The sequence below is a fragment of the Pseudomonas sp. FJ2-5-13 genome, from assembly GCF_029201605.1.
GTDB classification, from domain to species: Bacteria; Pseudomonadota; Gammaproteobacteria; order Pseudomonadales; family Pseudomonadaceae; genus Aquipseudomonas; species Aquipseudomonas lactis.
Genome location: NZ_CP104045.1, coordinates 3544238 through 3559755 on the forward strand (window position 1 = coordinate 3544238; position 15518 = coordinate 3559755).

Annotated in this window: 16 protein-coding genes; 8 read left to right on the forward strand and 8 right to left on the reverse strand. The window is 62.5% G+C overall.

All coding sequences use genetic code 11. From position 1 onward, the window contains the following. Positions 1 to 10: 10 nt before the first annotated feature. The 4 genes from lpxK to N2A98_RS15530 all read right to left on the reverse strand — a co-directional run bounded on the left by lpxK (position 11) and on the right by N2A98_RS15530 (position 4415). Entirely contained in the window at positions 11 to 1021 is a 1011-nt protein-coding gene (gene lpxK, locus N2A98_RS15515; RefSeq protein WP_275622291.1) for a tetraacyldisaccharide 4'-kinase, read from the reverse strand. Next, positions 1021 to 1449, reverse strand: coding sequence for a biopolymer transporter ExbD (locus tag N2A98_RS15520; protein WP_014718877.1), 429 nt, complete (start codon positions 1447 to 1449; stop codon positions 1021 to 1023). The genes lpxK and N2A98_RS15520 overlap by 1 nt, the downstream gene beginning before the upstream one ends. Continuing rightward, entirely contained in the window at positions 1446 to 2081 is a 636-nt protein-coding gene (locus N2A98_RS15525) for a MotA/TolQ/ExbB proton channel family protein (RefSeq protein WP_003192043.1), read from the reverse strand. Before N2A98_RS15525 ends, N2A98_RS15520 begins: the two co-directional genes overlap by 4 nt. A 108-nt stretch (positions 2082 to 2189) precedes the next feature. Further along, complete coding sequence (locus N2A98_RS15530) at positions 2190 to 4415, reverse strand: DNA internalization-related competence protein ComEC/Rec2 (RefSeq protein WP_275622292.1); 2226 nt, start codon at positions 4413 to 4415, stop codon at positions 2190 to 2192. 135 nt (positions 4416 to 4550) lie between these two features. On the opposite strand from N2A98_RS15530, the gene N2A98_RS15535 reads away from it, so the two are divergent. Further along, on the forward strand, positions 4551 to 5066 hold the full coding sequence (locus tag N2A98_RS15535) for a DUF2062 domain-containing protein (RefSeq protein WP_003192045.1): 516 nt from the start codon (positions 4551 to 4553) through the stop codon (positions 5064 to 5066). Between the two features lie 3 nt (positions 5067 to 5069). Here N2A98_RS15535 and N2A98_RS15540 read toward each other — a convergent pair whose 3' ends face one another. Then, positions 5070 to 6428, reverse strand: coding sequence for a sensor histidine kinase (locus tag N2A98_RS15540; protein WP_275622293.1), 1359 nt, complete (start codon positions 6426 to 6428; stop codon positions 5070 to 5072). After that, entirely contained in the window at positions 6415 to 7143 is a 729-nt protein-coding gene (locus tag N2A98_RS15545) for a response regulator transcription factor (RefSeq protein ID WP_078803337.1), read from the reverse strand. The genes N2A98_RS15540 and N2A98_RS15545 overlap by 14 nt, the downstream gene beginning before the upstream one ends. A gap of 205 nt (positions 7144 to 7348) precedes the next feature. Here N2A98_RS15545 and N2A98_RS15550 point away from each other — a divergent pair, with 205 nt between their 5' ends. From N2A98_RS15550 to N2A98_RS15565, 4 genes are all read left to right on the forward strand, one after another. After that, positions 7349 to 10102 carry a response regulator gene (locus tag N2A98_RS15550; protein WP_047711137.1) on the forward strand — a complete coding sequence of 918 codons (2754 nt, stop codon included), beginning with the start codon at positions 7349 to 7351 and terminating at the stop codon, positions 10100 to 10102. Positions 10103 to 10249: 147 nt separating this feature from the next. Next, a complete protein-coding gene (locus tag N2A98_RS15555; protein WP_069557865.1) occupies positions 10250 to 11239 on the forward strand; it encodes a 2-hydroxyacid dehydrogenase in 990 nt (329 codons plus the stop codon). A 71-nt stretch (positions 11240 to 11310) separates the two neighbouring features. Then, a complete protein-coding gene (locus N2A98_RS15560; RefSeq protein ID WP_003192054.1) occupies positions 11311 to 11751 on the forward strand; it encodes a hypothetical protein in 441 nt (146 codons plus the stop codon). Then, a complete protein-coding gene (locus N2A98_RS15565; RefSeq protein ID WP_032896704.1) occupies positions 11748 to 12152 on the forward strand; it encodes an META domain-containing protein in 405 nt (134 codons plus the stop codon). The genes N2A98_RS15560 and N2A98_RS15565 overlap by 4 nt, the downstream gene beginning before the upstream one ends. A gap of 657 nt (positions 12153 to 12809) precedes the next feature. Here N2A98_RS15565 and N2A98_RS15570 read toward each other — a convergent pair. Then, positions 12810 to 13271 carry a TlpA disulfide reductase family protein gene (locus N2A98_RS15570; RefSeq protein WP_003192057.1) on the reverse strand — a complete coding sequence of 154 codons (462 nt, stop codon included), beginning with the start codon at positions 13269 to 13271 and terminating at the stop codon, positions 12810 to 12812. A 115-nt stretch (positions 13272 to 13386) separates the two neighbouring features. Here N2A98_RS15570 and arsC point away from each other — a divergent pair, with 115 nt between their 5' ends. From arsC to N2A98_RS15585, 3 genes are read left to right on the forward strand one after another with little or no spacing between them, the layout of a single operon-like run. Further along, the gene (gene arsC / locus N2A98_RS15575; protein WP_047711139.1) at positions 13387 to 13740 is read left to right on the forward strand and encodes an arsenate reductase (glutaredoxin); all 354 of its coding nucleotides are present in this window, start codon (positions 13387 to 13389) and stop codon (positions 13738 to 13740) included. Beyond that, on the forward strand, positions 13737 to 14351 hold the full coding sequence (gene wrbA, locus N2A98_RS15580) for an NAD(P)H:quinone oxidoreductase (RefSeq protein WP_003192060.1): 615 nt from the start codon (positions 13737 to 13739) through the stop codon (positions 14349 to 14351). The genes arsC and wrbA overlap by 4 nt, the downstream gene beginning before the upstream one ends. Further along, positions 14335 to 14751, forward strand: coding sequence for a DUF2069 domain-containing protein (locus tag N2A98_RS15585; RefSeq protein WP_044274584.1), 417 nt, complete (start codon positions 14335 to 14337; stop codon positions 14749 to 14751). Before wrbA ends, N2A98_RS15585 begins: the two co-directional genes overlap by 17 nt. 89 nt (positions 14752 to 14840) lie before the next feature. Here N2A98_RS15585 and N2A98_RS15590 read toward each other — a convergent pair whose 3' ends face one another. Beyond that, positions 14841 to 15512, reverse strand: coding sequence for a DNA-3-methyladenine glycosylase I (locus N2A98_RS15590; RefSeq protein ID WP_034127867.1), 672 nt, complete (start codon positions 15510 to 15512; stop codon positions 14841 to 14843). Positions 15513 to 15518: the final 6 nt, after the last annotated feature.

Below are 15518 nucleotides of genomic sequence, written 5' to 3' on the forward strand. Positions count from 1 at the left end.
AAGAAGCGTTTTAAGGCAAGAGACGGTTGGTCAGCAGACGCATCAGCTGCGTGTCGAACCAGGCGACGAACGCCGGCGACGGTACCGCATCCACCGCAAGGTACCACCAGTCGGGCTGGGTAAAGGCGCGGCACTTCACCGCGTCCTTTTCGGTCATGACCAGCGGCAATGACGGAGTAAAACTCAAGACCTCGGCGCTGTAGGGCGCGTGGTCGGCAAAAGCATGGGGCAGCGGCTGCCAGTGTAGCGTTTCAAGGGTATTGAAGAAACGTTGCGGGTTACCGATACCGGCCACCGCATGCACCTGCTGGCCCTGCGGGAAATAGGTGACCGGCTGGCGCTCGCCGCTGTGCAGGTTGACCAGCGCTGTGGGCTGCAGGCGGAAGGCAAAACCCTCTTCACGGTCCGAGACGGCACCGTTATAAAGCACCGCATCCACACTGTGCAGGCGCTCCACCGGTTCGCGCAACGGCCCGGCAGGCAGACAGCGGCGGTTGCCGAGGCCGCGGGCGGCATCGATCAGCACCAGTTCAAGATCGCGGGCCAGGCGGTAATGCTGCAGGCCGTCATCGGAGAGGATCAGGTCCAGAGGTTCACTGGCCAGCAGGGCCTTTACCGCGCGACTGCGATCGGGGTCGATCATCAAAGGGACGCCACTGCGCTGCACGATCAGCAAGGGTTCATCACCGGCCACCTCGGCACTGTGGCCGGCCTCGACCCGCCACGGCAACTGCGGCGGCTTGGCACCGTAGCCTCGACTGACCACGCCCACGCGCAAACCGCTGCGGCGGCAGTGCTCGATCAACCACAGGATCAACGGCGTCTTGCCGGTGCCGCCTACAGTGATATTGCCCACCACGACCACTGGCACCGGCGCTTGATAAATCTCGCCCTCGCCCGCCACGAAGCGCGCACGCTTACGTTGCACCACGCGGCGATACAGCGATTCCAGTGGCCGCAACAATGTCAGTGCCGGGTGGCCCTCGTACCAGGCCTTGAGTAAGCGCTCGGACATGGCCATCAGGGCGGGCTCGCCGCCTCGACGGTGGTCATGCGCAAATGGCTGAAACCGAGCTTGCCGGCAGCGTCCATGGCGGTGATCACGGCTTGATGCGGGGTCTTGCCATCGGCGCTGATGGACAGCGGCAACTGGGTGTCGCCGCCGGATTCCTTCTGCAAGGCCTCCATCAGGCTGGCAAGGTCGTTTTTCTCCAGCAACTGGTTATTCACCGAAAACACCCCTTCGGCGCTGATGGCGATGTCCAGTTGCTTGACCTGCTGGTCTTCGGCAGGCGACCCGCTTACCGCTTCAGGCAAGTCGACACGCAGCTGGGTTTCGCGGGTGAAGGTGGTGGTCACGACAAAAAACAGCAGCAGGATAAACACCACGTCGATCAACGACGCGAGGTTGATATCGACATTTTCCCGTTGCTTGCGGCGAAATTTCACGCTTTGCCCTCGACCAGGTCCACATCACGGTCGCCCTGCACCACTTCTACCAGCTTGATGGCTTCCTGTTCCATACCGACCACCAGCTCATCAATGCGCCGCTGCAGGAAACGGTGGAAGAACACCGAAGGGATACCCACCATCAAGCCCGCGGCAGTGGTGATCAGGGCCTTGGAGATCCCCCCGGCCAGTACCGACGCATTGGTGGTCATGCCCGAGCCCGTGAACGCGCTGAAGATATCGATCATGCCCAGGACCGTGCCGAGCAAACCGAGCAACGGCGCCATGGCGGCGATAGTGCCGAGGGCGTTGATATAGCGCTCCAGCTCATGGATAACCCGGGCGGCCGCTTCTTCAATGCACTCTTTCATGATCTCGCGACCATGCTTGGAATTGGCCAGGCCGGCGGCGAGGATTTCACCCAGTGGCGAATTGGCACGCAGTTCCTTGAGTTTTTGCTTGTCGAGCTGCTTGTTCTTGATCCAGCCCCAGACTTGCCCCAGCAAGTGCTCGGGGGTGACGCGACTGGCGCGCAGGGTCCACAGGCGTTCGGCGACGATGCCGAGTGCGACGATGGAGCTCAGAATGATCGGCAACATCATCCAGCCGCCGGATTTGACCAATTCCCACACAGTGAATGTCCCCTCGAAAAAGTGCGCCACTTTACCATATAGGGTCAACAGAGGGGTTCACCGGCTACAGGTCCGTCTGTCGCGGTTCGAGACGTTGGTAACACCTGATTACGGTAACGGTTCGCGCCAGAAACGACGCTGGCTGCGCGCAACGGTCGCAGGCACAAACGCCCCCAGGCGTATGCGCACGGCGCCCTGTTCGGCGCTGTCATACACCCGGCTGCCCAGTGCTTGGTAGCGTTCCAGGACCTGCGGATGAGGATGGCCGAACGTATTGCTGCGCCCGCGGGAAATCAACACCGAGGTGGGCGCCAACCGCTGCACGAAAGACCAGGACGAAGAACTGCGGCTGCCATGGTGCGGGGCCTGCAGCCAGTCGGTCGGAACCGCCAGCGGCGATGCCAGAAATGCCTGTTCGGCGGCGCGATCAATGTCGCCGGTGAGCAGCAGGCGTTCGCCATTGGCCTGGACGTGCAGCACGCACGACCTCGGATTGCCCTCAAGCCCACCCGCCCACTGCCACAGTTCAAACGACACACCGTCCCATTCCCAGCGCTCGCCGCTGGTACAGGGCTGGGTGGCGAAAAAGGCTGGCAAGCCCTCGGTTTCGCCGCCCACCACGCGTTTGACGGGCAGCCCCCGAGCCACTGCTGCCGCACCACCGGCGTGATCAGCGTCGGCATGGCTGAGCAGCATCATGTCCAACTGCCCTACCCCGAGTTTTTTCAACGACGGCAACACGACGCGCGCCCCGAGGTCGACAGGCCCCGAGCGCGGCCCGGCATCGTAGAGCAACGTGTGGTGGCGGGTACGCAGGATCAGTGCCTGCCCCTGGCCGACATCCAGTTGCAGCACCTCGACCTGTCCGTGGGGCACCCACTCCCTGGGCGGGAAAACGGCCATCAACAACATGGGCCAGCCCAGCACTCGGAACGGCACCCCTTTGGGCAGCAGTAACATCACCGTGCCCATCAGGCTGACCAGCCAATACCCCAGCGGCACCTCGGGTGGCACCCAAGCCGGCAATTGCCCGGCCAGCAGCGCCAGGCCCTTGAACAATCCGTCCAGCGCGCCGCCGGCCAGCCACAGCACACCTACCCCCGCCAGCGGCACCCACAACAACGCCGTGCCCAGCAGCGCCAAGGGCAGCACCACCAGGCTGATCCACGGCACGGCAAACAGATTGGCCACCGGTGCGCTGAGGCTGATGGGCAAACCCAGCACCAGCAACACCGGAAACAAGCCAATGGCAATCAACCACTGGGGCCGGGTCCACGCCTGCCAGACGCTCCACGGTCCCAGGCGCCCGCCGAACGCCAACAGCAACACCGCGACCGCCGCAAACGACAGCCAGAACCCCACCTGCAGGCTGGCCAAGGGCTCCAGCACCAGCACGCCGTTCAGCGCCAGCAACAACGGCCACCATAGCCCCAAATGGCGGAACCGCAGACGCCACAGCAACACCAGGCCGACCATCACACAAGCCCGCTGCACCGGCACGCCAAACCCTGCCAGCAGGCCATAACCCAGTGCTGCGCCAAATGCCAGGCCGCACGCCCACGGCAGCCACGGCCAGGTTCGGGGCCAGCAACCATAGCGCGCTAATACCGCGACCAAGCCGTAGATCAAGCCCGCCAACAAGCCGATGTGCTGCCCGGAAATCACCAGCAGATGCACCGTGCCCGTGTCCTGCAACACCTGCCAATCCTCAGGCGCCAGACCGGAACCATCGCCCAACACCAGCGCCGCCAGCCCTGCCTCGCGGCCTTGGGCATCCACCGCCATCAGGCGCTGGCGAACAGCATCGCGCCAGGCATTGCGGGCCGGTGCGAGACGTTCACCGTCTTTTACCGTTGCAGTGGCACCGATACGCTGGGCCAGCAGCCAGGCTTCATGGTCAACCCCATGGAAATTGAGCAGGCCCGCAGGCCGCTTGAGCGTCAACGCCAGGCGCCAGCGTTCGCCGCTGTTCACCACTGGCGCGCCGTGCCAGGACACGCGAATACGTTTGGGCAGCCGACCCTTGCGCGACCGGCCGTCGGCCAGTTCAAAGCGCACGCCCGTACCCGTCTGCTGAGGCAAGCCGACCACACGCCCCTCCACCCAGCGAGTCTGTCCGTCCAGAGCTGGCTGCAATCGATCATCCAGCGCCCGCTGCGCGCTGAAGCAAGCCCAGCTCAACCCCACCAGGAAGAACGCCAAGGGATAGGACCGAAAAGGCAACAGCATCAAGGCCAGCACCAGCATGGCCAATAGCACGGCGCCGGGCGGCAGCGCCGGCAACCAACGCAACGTCAGCAACCCCAGCGCCAACGCCAACATCCCTGTCTTCATGGATCATCCTTTCTCCGTGATCCACTCAGTCTTAGCCGGCTGAACGACAGCGCCTATGATGTTTTGTCACAAAGTCTGAATTTTCTGTTTATAGAATCCGGGCATACTTGCCCCTCGAATTGACGTGGACCCCTTATGCCCCGGCGCTTATTCAAACGGTACATGCCCGATCCCAGCAGTATCAGGGAACACAAGTCATTACAGTTTCTTGGCACGCTGCTGCATGACCCCAACCTCTGGCACCTGAACCGGCACTCCGTGGCGCGCGCCATGGCGGTGGGTTTATTTGCGGCGTTTATCCCGATTCCGTTGCAGATGTTGCTCGCCGCAGTGCTCGCGATCTCGGTGCGCGGCAATATGCCTATCGCCATCAGCCTGGTGTGGTTGACCAACCCCATCACCATGCCGGTGGTGTTCATCTGCACCTACATGACCGGCGCCTGGCTGATGAACGTGCCGCCACGCAGCTTGCCCGATAACCTGACGTGGGAATGGATCAGCGGCCAGTTGAGCACACTGTGGCAGCCATTCTTGCTGGGTTCGGTGGTATTGGGGGTAGTTTTGGGCGCCCTGGCCTATTGCCTGACCATGGCGTACTGGCGCTGGTGGGTGGCGCACCAGTGGAAAAAACGCAAACTGCGTAGGCGCTGAGCGCTAACGGGCCAGCAAGTGCAAATGCACCCGCAGCCCCTGCCCGGTGTTTTCTGCCCATAAGCGACCGCCCTGGCGCTGCACGGCGTTGCGGGCAATGCTCAGGCCCAGGCCGAAACCGCCATCGCCGGGCCGCGAGCCGTCCAGGCGGGTAAAGGGCGCGAAGATGCGCTCCAAGTCACCCTCGGCAATCCCCGGGCCCTGATCCTGCAGCCAGATATGCCAATAGTCGCCCTCACGACAGCCGTCGAGTTGCACGCAGCCGCCCTTGGGCGAGTGGCGTATGGCGTTGCGCAGGATATTTTCCAGGGCCTGGGCCAGTGCATTCAGGTTGCCGCGCACCCAACTGTCCGCCGGTAACAGGCATGGCAAGCGCGAGGCCGGCCAGTGGCTTTCAAAACACGCATTCTCGCGCAACATATCCCACAAGGCCTGGAGCTGAATATCTTCCTGGGGCAGCGGCGTTGTTTCGCTGTCGAGCCAGGCCAGTTGCAGGCTGTCTTCCACCAGGCGCTGCATGGCGTCGATTTCCCGGCCCAGGCGTTCGCGCAGTTTGGCCAGGTCTTGCTCACTGTCACAGGCCACCCGCAAGCGGCTCAAGGGTGTGCGCAGTTCATGGGACATATCGCGCAGCAACTGCTGCTGCAAACGCACCGTGCCCTGCAAGCGTTCGGACATATGGTCAAAGGCGCGGCCCAGCTCGCCCAGTTCATCCTGGCGGCTGGTGGCATCACGGGACATTCGCGTATTGAGTTGGTCGGCACGCCAGGCATTGGCCTGCTCGCGCAATTGATTGAGGGGCATGATCAGCAGCCGATAGAGGCCGATGCACAGCAACAGGGTAAATAGACCGGGAATCACACCATTGGTGACCACTCGCCAGAACAGTTGATAGCGCCCTGGCATAAAACGCTGCGGCAACTCGATCACCAGCGATCCCGCGCCAGGGTCGACCGGAAACGGCACCTTCATCCAGGGCAAACCGATGACATGCCGGCTGACCGGCCAATCCAATCCACGCAAGAACGTCAGGCGCTGGCTTTCCTTATCACTCAAGGGCGTGCTGCTCAGGGACTGCAGGTCATTACCGATCACCCCGACCCAAGTGCTTTCACGCTCGGCCATCCGCTGCAGCCAGGCATCTACGCCCGCGCTGCCTTGTGTGCTCCACGCCAGTTCGGCGCCCGCAGCATAACCAGTGAGAATCTCCCGCGACTTGTCGGACAGGTACGCGCTCTGCTGTTCCATGTAGCGGCCCCACGACCAACTGAGCCAAATCATCAGCAAACAGAAGGCGATCAACAGGCAGGCCAGCTTCCAGAACAACGAGTGTTTGCCGGGCAGTCGCTCAAAGCCCTTCATCGTGACCACTCAGCACGTAGCCCTTGCCCCACACGGTGCGCACTTCACGCTCGATGTAACCGATGGCCTTGAGCTTGCGGCGGATCTGGCTGACGTGCATGTCGAGGCTGCGGTCATGGGGCGCATAACCGCGCTGCAACACCTGCTGATACAGGAAGGCTTTGCTGAGGACTTCTTCGGTATTGCGGTGCAGGGTTTCCAGCAGGCGGTATTCGCTGCGCGTGAGCCCGGCCCACTGGTCCTGGCAGGACACATCGCAGCGCTCATCATCGAAGTGCAGCATGCGGGCATCTTCGGGTGCCGGGGCACGCGGCGGCTCGGGTCGGCGGTCCAGGGCAACGCGGCGCAGAATCGCTTCAATACGCACGCACAGTTCAACCATGCTGAACGGTTTGGGCAGATAGTCGTCCGCGCCCAGGCGAAAACCGCTGATACGATCGGCTTCAGCGCCCAGGGCCGACATCAGGATCACCGGCATGGCGTGGCTCTGGCGCAAATGGGTGAGGATCGACAAACCGTCCAGCCCCGGCAGCAGAATGTCCATCAGCACCAGGTCGAAGGCCTGGGCACGGGCCAGTTGCAGGCCCTGCTGACCGTTCCGGCACCAGGTCACCTGGAAGCCACTGCGGCCAAGCTGCTCGTGCACATAGGCGCCCAACACCGGGTCGTCTTCGATGGTCAGGATACTGGGTAGGCCAACTGCTGCGGGAGTCATTAGCGTCTGCAAGTCATTCTCAATCACTGATTATTCAAGATTAAACGTTCACAGGCAATCGCCACCCGGCGCCGAATGGCCCGAAGATTGCCGCATGTCATTAATTTGCAAGATTCCAGGCCGCGCAAATGGCTACACTGCGCAGGTGGCGCGGGCCGGATGCCGGCGTGGATGATTGATAACAACGTGGTAGCAGGAGAGTGGCGTGCTTAGAAGAATGGGGATAAAAGGCCGCGTACTGTTGCTGACCTTATTACCGACCAGCCTGATGGCGCTGTTGTTGGGCGGCTATTTCACCTGGATGCAGCTCTCGGAGCTGCAGACCCAGTTGCTGCAACGCGGCGAAATGATCGCCGAGCAATTGGCACCCTTGGTGGCACCTGCCCTGGGCCACAACAACACCGACCTGCTGGAGCGCATCGCGACCCAGTCCCTGGAGCAGCCGGATGTGCGCGCGGTGTCGTTCCTGGCGCCAGACCGCTCTTCCCTGGCCCACGCTGGCCCGACCATGCTCAACCTGCCGCCCACCGGCAACAGCTCGCACCTGTTGCAGCGCACCGGCAACGATGCCACTCGCTATTTACTGCCGGTGTTTGGCCGCCATCGCAACCTGGCGGGCGAGTTGATTCCGGATGAGGCAGACCGCCTGCTGGGTTGGGTCGAAGTGGAGCTGTCTCACAATGGCATGTTGCTGCGTGGCTATCGCAGCCTGTTCGCCAGCCTGCTACTGATCGCCATCGGCCTGATGTGCACCGCCGCCCTCGCCCTGCGTATCAGCCGCACCATCAATTCGCCGATTGGCCAGATCAAGCAAGCGGTGGCCCAGCTCAAGGACGGCAACCTGGAAACACGTTTGCCACCCTTGGGCAGCCAGGAACTGGACCAACTCGCATCCGGCATCAACCGCATGGCCGAAACCCTGCAAAATGCCCAGGAAGAGCTGCAACACAGCATCGACCAGGCCACCGAAGACGTGCGCCAGAACCTGGAAACCATCGAGATCCAGAACATCGAGCTGGACCTGGCACGCAAGGAAGCCCTGGAAGCCAGTCGCATCAAGTCGGAATTCCTGGCCAACATGAGCCATGAAATCCGCACGCCGCTCAACGGCATCCTCGGCTTTACTCACCTGTTGCAAAAAAGCGAGCTGTCGCCGCGCCAGTTGGACTACCTGGGCACTATCGAAAAATCTGCGGATAACCTGCTGGGCATCATCAACGAAATCCTCGATTTCTCGAAGATTGAAGCCGGCAAACTGGTGCTCGACAGCGTGCCTTTCAATCTTCGCGACTTGCTGCAAGACACCTTGACCATCCTCGCCCCCGCCGCCCATGCCAAGCAGCTCGAACTGGTGAGCCTGGTGTACCGCGACACGCCCCTGGCGTTGGTGGGTGACCCGCTGCGGCTCAAGCAGATTTTGACCAACCTGATCAGCAATGCGATCAAGTTCACCCGCGAAGGCACCATTGTGGCCCGAGCGATGATCGAGGATGAGCAGGAAGACAGCGTGCAATTGCGCATCAGTGTGCAAGACACCGGCATCGGCCTGTCCAACCAGGATGTGCGCGCCCTATTCCAGGCATTCAGCCAGGCCGACAACTCGCTGTCGCGCCAGCCCGGCGGCACCGGTTTGGGCCTGGTGATTTCCAAGCGGTTGATCGAGCAGATGGGCGGCGAAATCGGCGTCGACAGCACGCCGGGAGAAGGCTCCGAATTCTGGATCAGCCTGAACCTGCCCAAAACCCGCGACGACGTCGAAGACCTGCCCGCCGCGCCGCTGCTGGGGCGGCGTGTGGCCGTGCTGGAAAACCACGAACTGGCGCGCCAGGCCCTGCAACATCAGTTGGAAGACTGCGGCCTGGAAGTCACGCCTTTCAATACCCTGGAAAGCCTGACCAACGGCATCACCAGTGCCCACCAGACCGAACAGGCCATCAGCCTGGCGGTGCTCGGTGTCACGGCCAATGACATTCCGCCCGAGCGCCTCAACCAACACCTGTGGGACCTTGAACACCTAGGCTGCAAGGTGCTGGTGCTGTGCCCGACCACCGAGCAGATGCTGTTCAACCAATCGGTGCCCAACCCCAACAGCCAATTGCAGGCCAAGCCCGCCTGTACGCGCAAGCTGCGCCGCTCCCTGGCCGACCTGATCAGCCCGCGCCCTTCGCGCAGCGAACCCGGTGAGCCGTTGTCCAGCCGTGCGCCACGGGTGCTGTGCGTGGACGACAACCCGGCCAACCTGTTGCTGGTGCAAACCCTGCTGGAAGACATGGGCGCCAAGGTGCAGGCGGTGGAAAGCGGTTACGCGGCCGTCGACGCCGTGAAGCAGGAAACTTTCGATTTAGTGCTGATGGACGTGCAAATGCCCGGCATGGACGGCCGCCAGAGCACCGAGGCGATCCGCCAGTGGGAAAGCGAGCGCCACGGCACGCCGCTGCCGGTGGTGGCCCTCACGGCTCACGCCATGGCCAACGAAAAACGCGCCCTGCTGCAAAGCGGCATGGACGACTACTTGACCAAGCCCATCAGCGAGCGGCAATTGGCCCAGGTGGTCTTGAAATGGACCGGCCTGGCGCTGCGTAACCAAGGCCCGGAGCGCACCCACGAAGGTGCGGCCCAGGGCGTGCAACTCTTGGTACTCGACCACGAAGAAGGCCTGCGCCTAGCCGCCAACAAGGCCGACCTGGCCGCCGATATGCTCGCCATGCTGCTGGCCTCCCTGGAGGCTGATCGCCTGGCGATTACCGTCGCCCGCGAAGCCAATGACAACCATGCCTTGATCGAACGCGTTCACCGCCTGCACGGCGCCACCCGCTACTGTGGCGTACCGCAATTGCGGGCGGCCTGCCAGCGCGCCGAAACCCTGCTCAAACAGGATGACGCCAAGGCCATGGCCGCGCTGGACGAACTGGACATGGCGATTGCGCGGTTGGCCAGTGAAGCCAGAGTGAGTGCCTGACCGTCCGACTGTAGGAGCGAGCTTGCTCGCGAAAAACCAGAGAACACCGCGTTAAACCAGAATGAACGCGTTATCGTTGACGTTTTTCGCGAGCAAGCTCGCTCCTACAGGTACGCATCTATTCTGTCATTGCAGGGAGCCTTTTTAATGCGCGTCATTCTCTTCAGCAGCCAAACCTACGACCGCGAGAGTTTCCTCGGCGAACCGCTGCCGGCCGGCCTGGAACTGCAATTCCAACCGGCACGCCTGAACCTCGATACCGTGGCCCTGGCCGAACACCACGAGGTGGTCTGCGCCTTTATCAACGACGACCTCAGCGCCCCCGTGCTGGAGCAACTGGCCAAGGGCGGTACGCGCCTGATTGCCCTGCGCTCGGCGGGCTACAACCATGTCGACTTGCCGGCCGCCCAACGCCTGGGCCTGAGCATCGTGCGCGTACCCGCCTATTCGCCCCACGCGGTGGCTGAGCACGCCGTCGCGCTGATTCTGGCGCTCAACCGCCGTCTGCACCGTGCTTACAACCGCACCCGCGACGGTGATTTCAGCCTGCACGGGCTCACCGGTTTCGATCTGGTCGGCAAAACGGTCGGCGTGGTTGGCACCGGGCAAATCGGCGCGACCTTCGCCAAGATCATGGCCGGCTTCGGCTGCCAGTTGCTGGCCTACGATCCCTTCCCCAACCCACAGGTGCAGGACCTCGGGGCCCGCTACGTAAGCCTGCCTGAACTGTTGGCCGAGGCGCAGATCATCAGCCTGCATTGCCCATTGACCGCCGACAGCAAACACCTGATCAATACCCGCTCGCTCGCGCAGATGCAACCCGGCGCGATGCTGATCAACACCGGGCGCGGTGGCCTGGTCGATACGCCAGCACTGATCGAAGCACTCAAGGTTGGCCAGTTGGGCTACCTCGGGCTGGACGTATACGAAGAAGAAGCGCAGTTGTTTTTCGAAGACCGCTCGGACCTGCCCCTGCAAGACGACGTGCTCGCGCGCCTGCTGACCTTCCCCAACGTGATCATCACCGCGCACCAGGCCTTCCTCACCCGTGAAGCCCTGGCGGCGATTGCCGGCACCACATTGGCCAACATTGCCGCGTGGGCCGATGGTCGGGCGCAGAACCTGGTCGAGGGATGATCAGCGGTCACATACCAGGCTCATGATAGGCCGGCACCCGTGATAGGATGCCGCGCCTATTTGGAGGATCCATGGCCGAACACGATTTCCGCTTCAGCTTGCTGAGCCCGCAACACACCCTGATCGAATGCCGCGCCCTGGTGCCGGGCCGTTACCAGGTCACCGGCAACGGTGGTTCGATCAAACATGGCGACGTCCTGATCGTCAGCCTGCGCGGCAGTAAAACCCTGTCGATGCGACTGACCGTCGAAGGTGACGCGCGCTACTCCATCCGCCCGGCGGGCCAGTGGGTCGCCATGGCCCAAGGGCCGAAGTTCGGCGAACTGGAAATTCACACCTGGAAGGTCAACTGCGACAGCTGCGACGCCGTGCTGGAGTTTGAATTCGCGGTAGAAACCAAGCTGACCAAGGCCCCCCTGCAACCGGCCGCCAACGCGCGTATCAAAGAACTGGGCTGGGCCAGCGAAGGCGATAAGCACCGTTGCCCGAAATGCCAGCAGGCCGCGCAATGAAAGGCCGGCTGCTGCTCGCCGCAATCGGCATGAGCCTGGCAGGCTGCGCCGCCGATGGCGCCAAGCTCGAGCGCGACCACAGCTACGTAGTGGAATGGATCGGTGAGCGGCCGTTGATGGACTACGCGCACCTGACCGTCACCCTGGGTGCCGATGGCCGGGCCTATGGCAATGGCGGCTGCAACCACTGGTTTGCACCGTACACCGTCGAAGGCAACAAGCTCAGCTTCGGCCCGGTCGGCAGCACCCGAAAAATGTGCGCCGAAGCCCTGATGGAGCAAGAGCATCGCTTCTTCCAGGCCCTGCAAAGCGTGCAGCGCTGGGACATCTCGCCGATCGAACAGACGCGGTTCTGGCCGGCCGAAGGCAAGCCAATCCGCTTATGGCTCGAAGAAGGCTGACCTAGGCGCACGCGCCTGTATTAACGCGGTGTCCTCTGGTTCTGTGGGAGCTGGCTTGCCTGCGATGCGGACGACGCGGTGTATCAGGTACACCGCAGCGATGCCATCGCAGCATCGGTATCTACACAACTTCGAGGCGACGCTGGACCTGTGGCGAGGGAGCTTGCTCCCGTGACGGCCTGCCAGCCGATGCCAATCTACCCTGACACCCCGCGATCAACCTGTGGGAGCGGGCTTGCTCGCGAAGGCGGCCTGGCAGTCAACACAGTTGTGTTGTGTACATATCCATTCCTGCGGTAACGGCCACTTAGGGTTCCGCCCTGACGGCGGCTCACTTTTGAAAAGCGCAAAAGTAAGCAAAACGCTCTTGCCCCACCACTCGGCACCTCGCTTAGGCTCGGTGTGCCCGTAATCCGCCAGTGATTTGGGGGGCCGCCGCCACGCGCCATCCATGGCGCGGGGCGGCTAAACCGGCATCCCTGCCGGTTTACCCCCCAAATCCCTGGCGAATTCCGGCCAGCGTGGTTTAACGGGGCGCCTAAGATCAAAAGCAGATCAAGAGCGACTCGCTTCGCATCGTGGTTACCGTCTGCTGTTACATCTCACAAAGTTGTGTAGATACCTATGGCCATCGCAGGCAAGCCAGCTCCCACAGTTCTAGCCTTTGAGGGCCTTGAGCTTGGCCAACACCCCTTCCGCCGTCTGCTCCCCCATCAACTGCTCACGCACCTTGCCCTTATCGTCGATGATGTAGGTCACCGGCAAAGCCTCGCTGCGCGGAATCTCGAAAATCCCGTCCGGGTTCTGGGCCAGTACCGTGAACTTGATCCCCAGCTTGTCGCTGGCGGCCTTCAGTTCTTCACCCTGCACATTGTCGAAGTTGACGCCGAACACCCCGACATTCTGGCCTTTCAATTGTTCTGCCAGGGCATTGAGCTCGGGGATTTCCGTGCGGCACGGGCCACACCATTCGGCCCAGTAGTTGACCACCAGCCACTGTTTGTCCAGGCGTTCGGCCGCCACTTTCTGGCCATATTGGTCAACGCCGTAATCGTTACCGCAGCCGCTGAGCAGCAGGGTTGTGATGATCGCCAATGCACCGATCAGTCGCCTTGTCATGGGGTATTCCTTCGCAAAAATGAACGTTGGCTGCGGCCTATCGCCTCTTACGGTTTAAGGACAGGCGCCAGCGCAGGTAGAATACCCGCCACCTTACGCAAGATGCGACCCGCACATGACCGATCTGACGCTTTATCACAACCCGCGCTGCTCGAAATCGCGCGGTGCGCTGGAACTGCTGGAAGCCCGCGGCCTCACCCCGACCGTCGTGCGCTACCTGGAAACCCCGCTGGATGCCGCGCAAATCAAGGCCCTGCTCAAAAAGCTTGGCATCAGCGCACGCCAACTGCTGCGCACCGGTGAAGACGAATACAAAACCCTGAACCTGGCCGATGCCAGCGTGAACGAAGCACAGTTGATCGCCGCCATCGCCGCCCATCCCAAGCTGATGGAACGCCCGATCCTGGAAACCGCCGATAAAGCCATCATCGGCCGCCCGCCCGAGAACGTGCTGGAGATTCTGCCGTGAGTACGCCCTATGTGCTGGTGTTGTATTACAGCCGCAACGGCTCGGTGAGCGAGATGGCCCGGCAGATTGCCCGGGGTATCGAGCAAGGCGGAATGGAGGCGCGGTTGCGCACGGTGCCGGCGATTTCCACCGAGTGCGAAGCGGTGGCACCAAGCATTCCCGACGAAGGCGCGCTGTATGCCAGCCTGGATGACCTGAAGCACTGCTCGGGCCTGGCCCTGGGCAGCCCGACCCGGTTCGGCAACATGGCCGCGCCGCTCAAGTACTTCCTCGATGGCACCAGCAACCTGTGGCTTACCGGCGCGTTGGTGGGCAAGCCAGCCGGCGTGTTCACCTCCACCGCCAGCCTGCATGGCGGCCAGGAAACCACGCTGATGTCGATGCTGCTGCCGCTGCTGCACCACGGCATGCTGATCACCGGCCTGCCCTACAGCGAACAGGCACTGCTCGACACCCAGGGCGGCGGCACGCCATATGGCGCCAGCCACCATTCCGGGCCAGATGGCAAGCGCATGCTCGACCAACATGAAATCACCCTGTGCCGGGCCCTGGGCCTGCGCCTGGCCAAGACCGCCACGCTGCTGGAGAACGGCCGTGGCCAGGAAGCCTAAGGTCCTGCCGCCACGAGAGTGGCTGGAGCCACGGGTCAAGGTGGCACGCGCGCTGAGCCTGCTGGCGTTTTTGGGCCTGGTGGGCTTGTTGTGCGTGTACTACCTGTTGGTCGCCGACCTGCATGGGGCGCGCCCGTGGGTCATCCTGCTGATCGAACTGGTGCCGTTGCTGATACTTGCGCCAGGCATGCTGATGGGCAGCGCACGCGGGCATTCGTGGATGTGTTTTGTGGTGAACCTGTATTTCATCAAGGGCGCGCTGGCGGCGTATGACCCGAACCGCCAGTGGTTCGGTGTGCTGGAGATGCTCGCGAGCCTGGCGGTGTTTTGCACGGCGTTGCTGTATGTGCGTTGGCGGCATCAACTGAACCGGCGACTGGCCGAAGCCCCGGGCGCCTGAAAGTCAGCCTTCGCGAGCAAGCCCGCTCCCACAGGTGGAATGCGTTCCCCTGTGGGAGCGGGCTTGCTCGCGAAGGCATCACCGCGGTTTCAATGGTTGACGGTATAGGCCAACATCATCGACAGCTGACACATCGGCCGCCCACTCTCGGCATGCCACTGGTTGAAGGCACCCTGCACCGTCGCCAAATCGCGCAGGCTGGTCGGGGCCTTGTCGACGATCTTCTGCGCATTCAGCGCCGCCACCACGTCATCGCTCGGCACGAAAGTGTCCTTGCCGACCATGCGCAAAAATCGCGGCGCCGACAGCCCACCCAGCTGGTGGCCGTGCTTGCTCAGGTACTTCCACAGCCCGACGATATCCGTCACCGGCCAATCGGCGATAAATGCGCCGAAGCTGCCTTTTTCCTGCTCGATATCCAGGATCATCTGCGCATTGCGCGGCACACTCTTGAGCTTGCCCAGGTGACGGATGATGCGGGTGTCTTGCATCAGCCGTTCCAGGTGCTCGGCGCCCATCAGCACGACTTTTTCCGGATCGAAGCCAAAGAACACCTGCTCGAACGCCGGCCATTTGGCATCGACCACGCTGTGCTTCAAACCGGCGCGGAACACTCGCAGCGCCAAGGTCGACAGGTAACGGTCATCGGTGATCTTGCGCAATTGCGCCGGAGTCTTGGGCACCGGCAGATGGGCTTCCAGCTTGGCCGCCGAACCGAAACGGTTCAGACAATATTCGTGCAGCCACTTGTAATCGCGCATGCCCTC

What these genes read in the sequence shown, in the direction of transcription:
- lpxK (WP_275622291.1), bottom strand. Translation starts at nt 1,021, where the DNA reads ATGGCCATGTCCGAGCGCTTACTCAAGGCCTGGTACGAGGGCCACCCG.
- N2A98_RS15530 (WP_275622292.1), bottom strand. Translation starts at nt 4,415, where the DNA reads ATGAAGACAGGGATGTTGGCGTTGGCGCTGGGGTTGCTGACGTTGCGT.
- N2A98_RS15535 (WP_003192045.1), top strand. Translation starts at nt 4,551, where the DNA reads ATGCCCCGGCGCTTATTCAAACGGTACATGCCCGATCCCAGCAGTATC.
- N2A98_RS15540 (WP_275622293.1), bottom strand. Translation starts at nt 6,428, where the DNA reads ATGAAGGGCTTTGAGCGACTGCCCGGCAAACACTCGTTGTTCTGGAAG.
- N2A98_RS15545 (WP_078803337.1), bottom strand. Translation starts at nt 7,143, where the DNA reads ATGACTCCCGCAGCAGTTGGCCTACCCAGTATCCTGACCATCGAAGAC.
- N2A98_RS15555 (WP_069557865.1), top strand. Translation starts at nt 10,250, where the DNA reads ATGCGCGTCATTCTCTTCAGCAGCCAAACCTACGACCGCGAGAGTTTC.
- N2A98_RS15560 (WP_003192054.1), top strand. Translation starts at nt 11,311, where the DNA reads ATGGCCGAACACGATTTCCGCTTCAGCTTGCTGAGCCCGCAACACACC.
- N2A98_RS15565 (WP_032896704.1), top strand. Translation starts at nt 11,748, where the DNA reads ATGAAAGGCCGGCTGCTGCTCGCCGCAATCGGCATGAGCCTGGCAGGC.
- N2A98_RS15570 (WP_003192057.1), bottom strand. Translation starts at nt 13,271, where the DNA reads ATGACAAGGCGACTGATCGGTGCATTGGCGATCATCACAACCCTGCTG.
- arsC (WP_047711139.1), top strand. Translation starts at nt 13,387, where the DNA reads ATGACCGATCTGACGCTTTATCACAACCCGCGCTGCTCGAAATCGCGC.
- N2A98_RS15590 (WP_034127867.1), bottom strand. Translation starts at nt 15,512, where the DNA reads ATGCGCGATTACAAGTGGCTGCACGAATATTGTCTGAACCGTTTCGGT.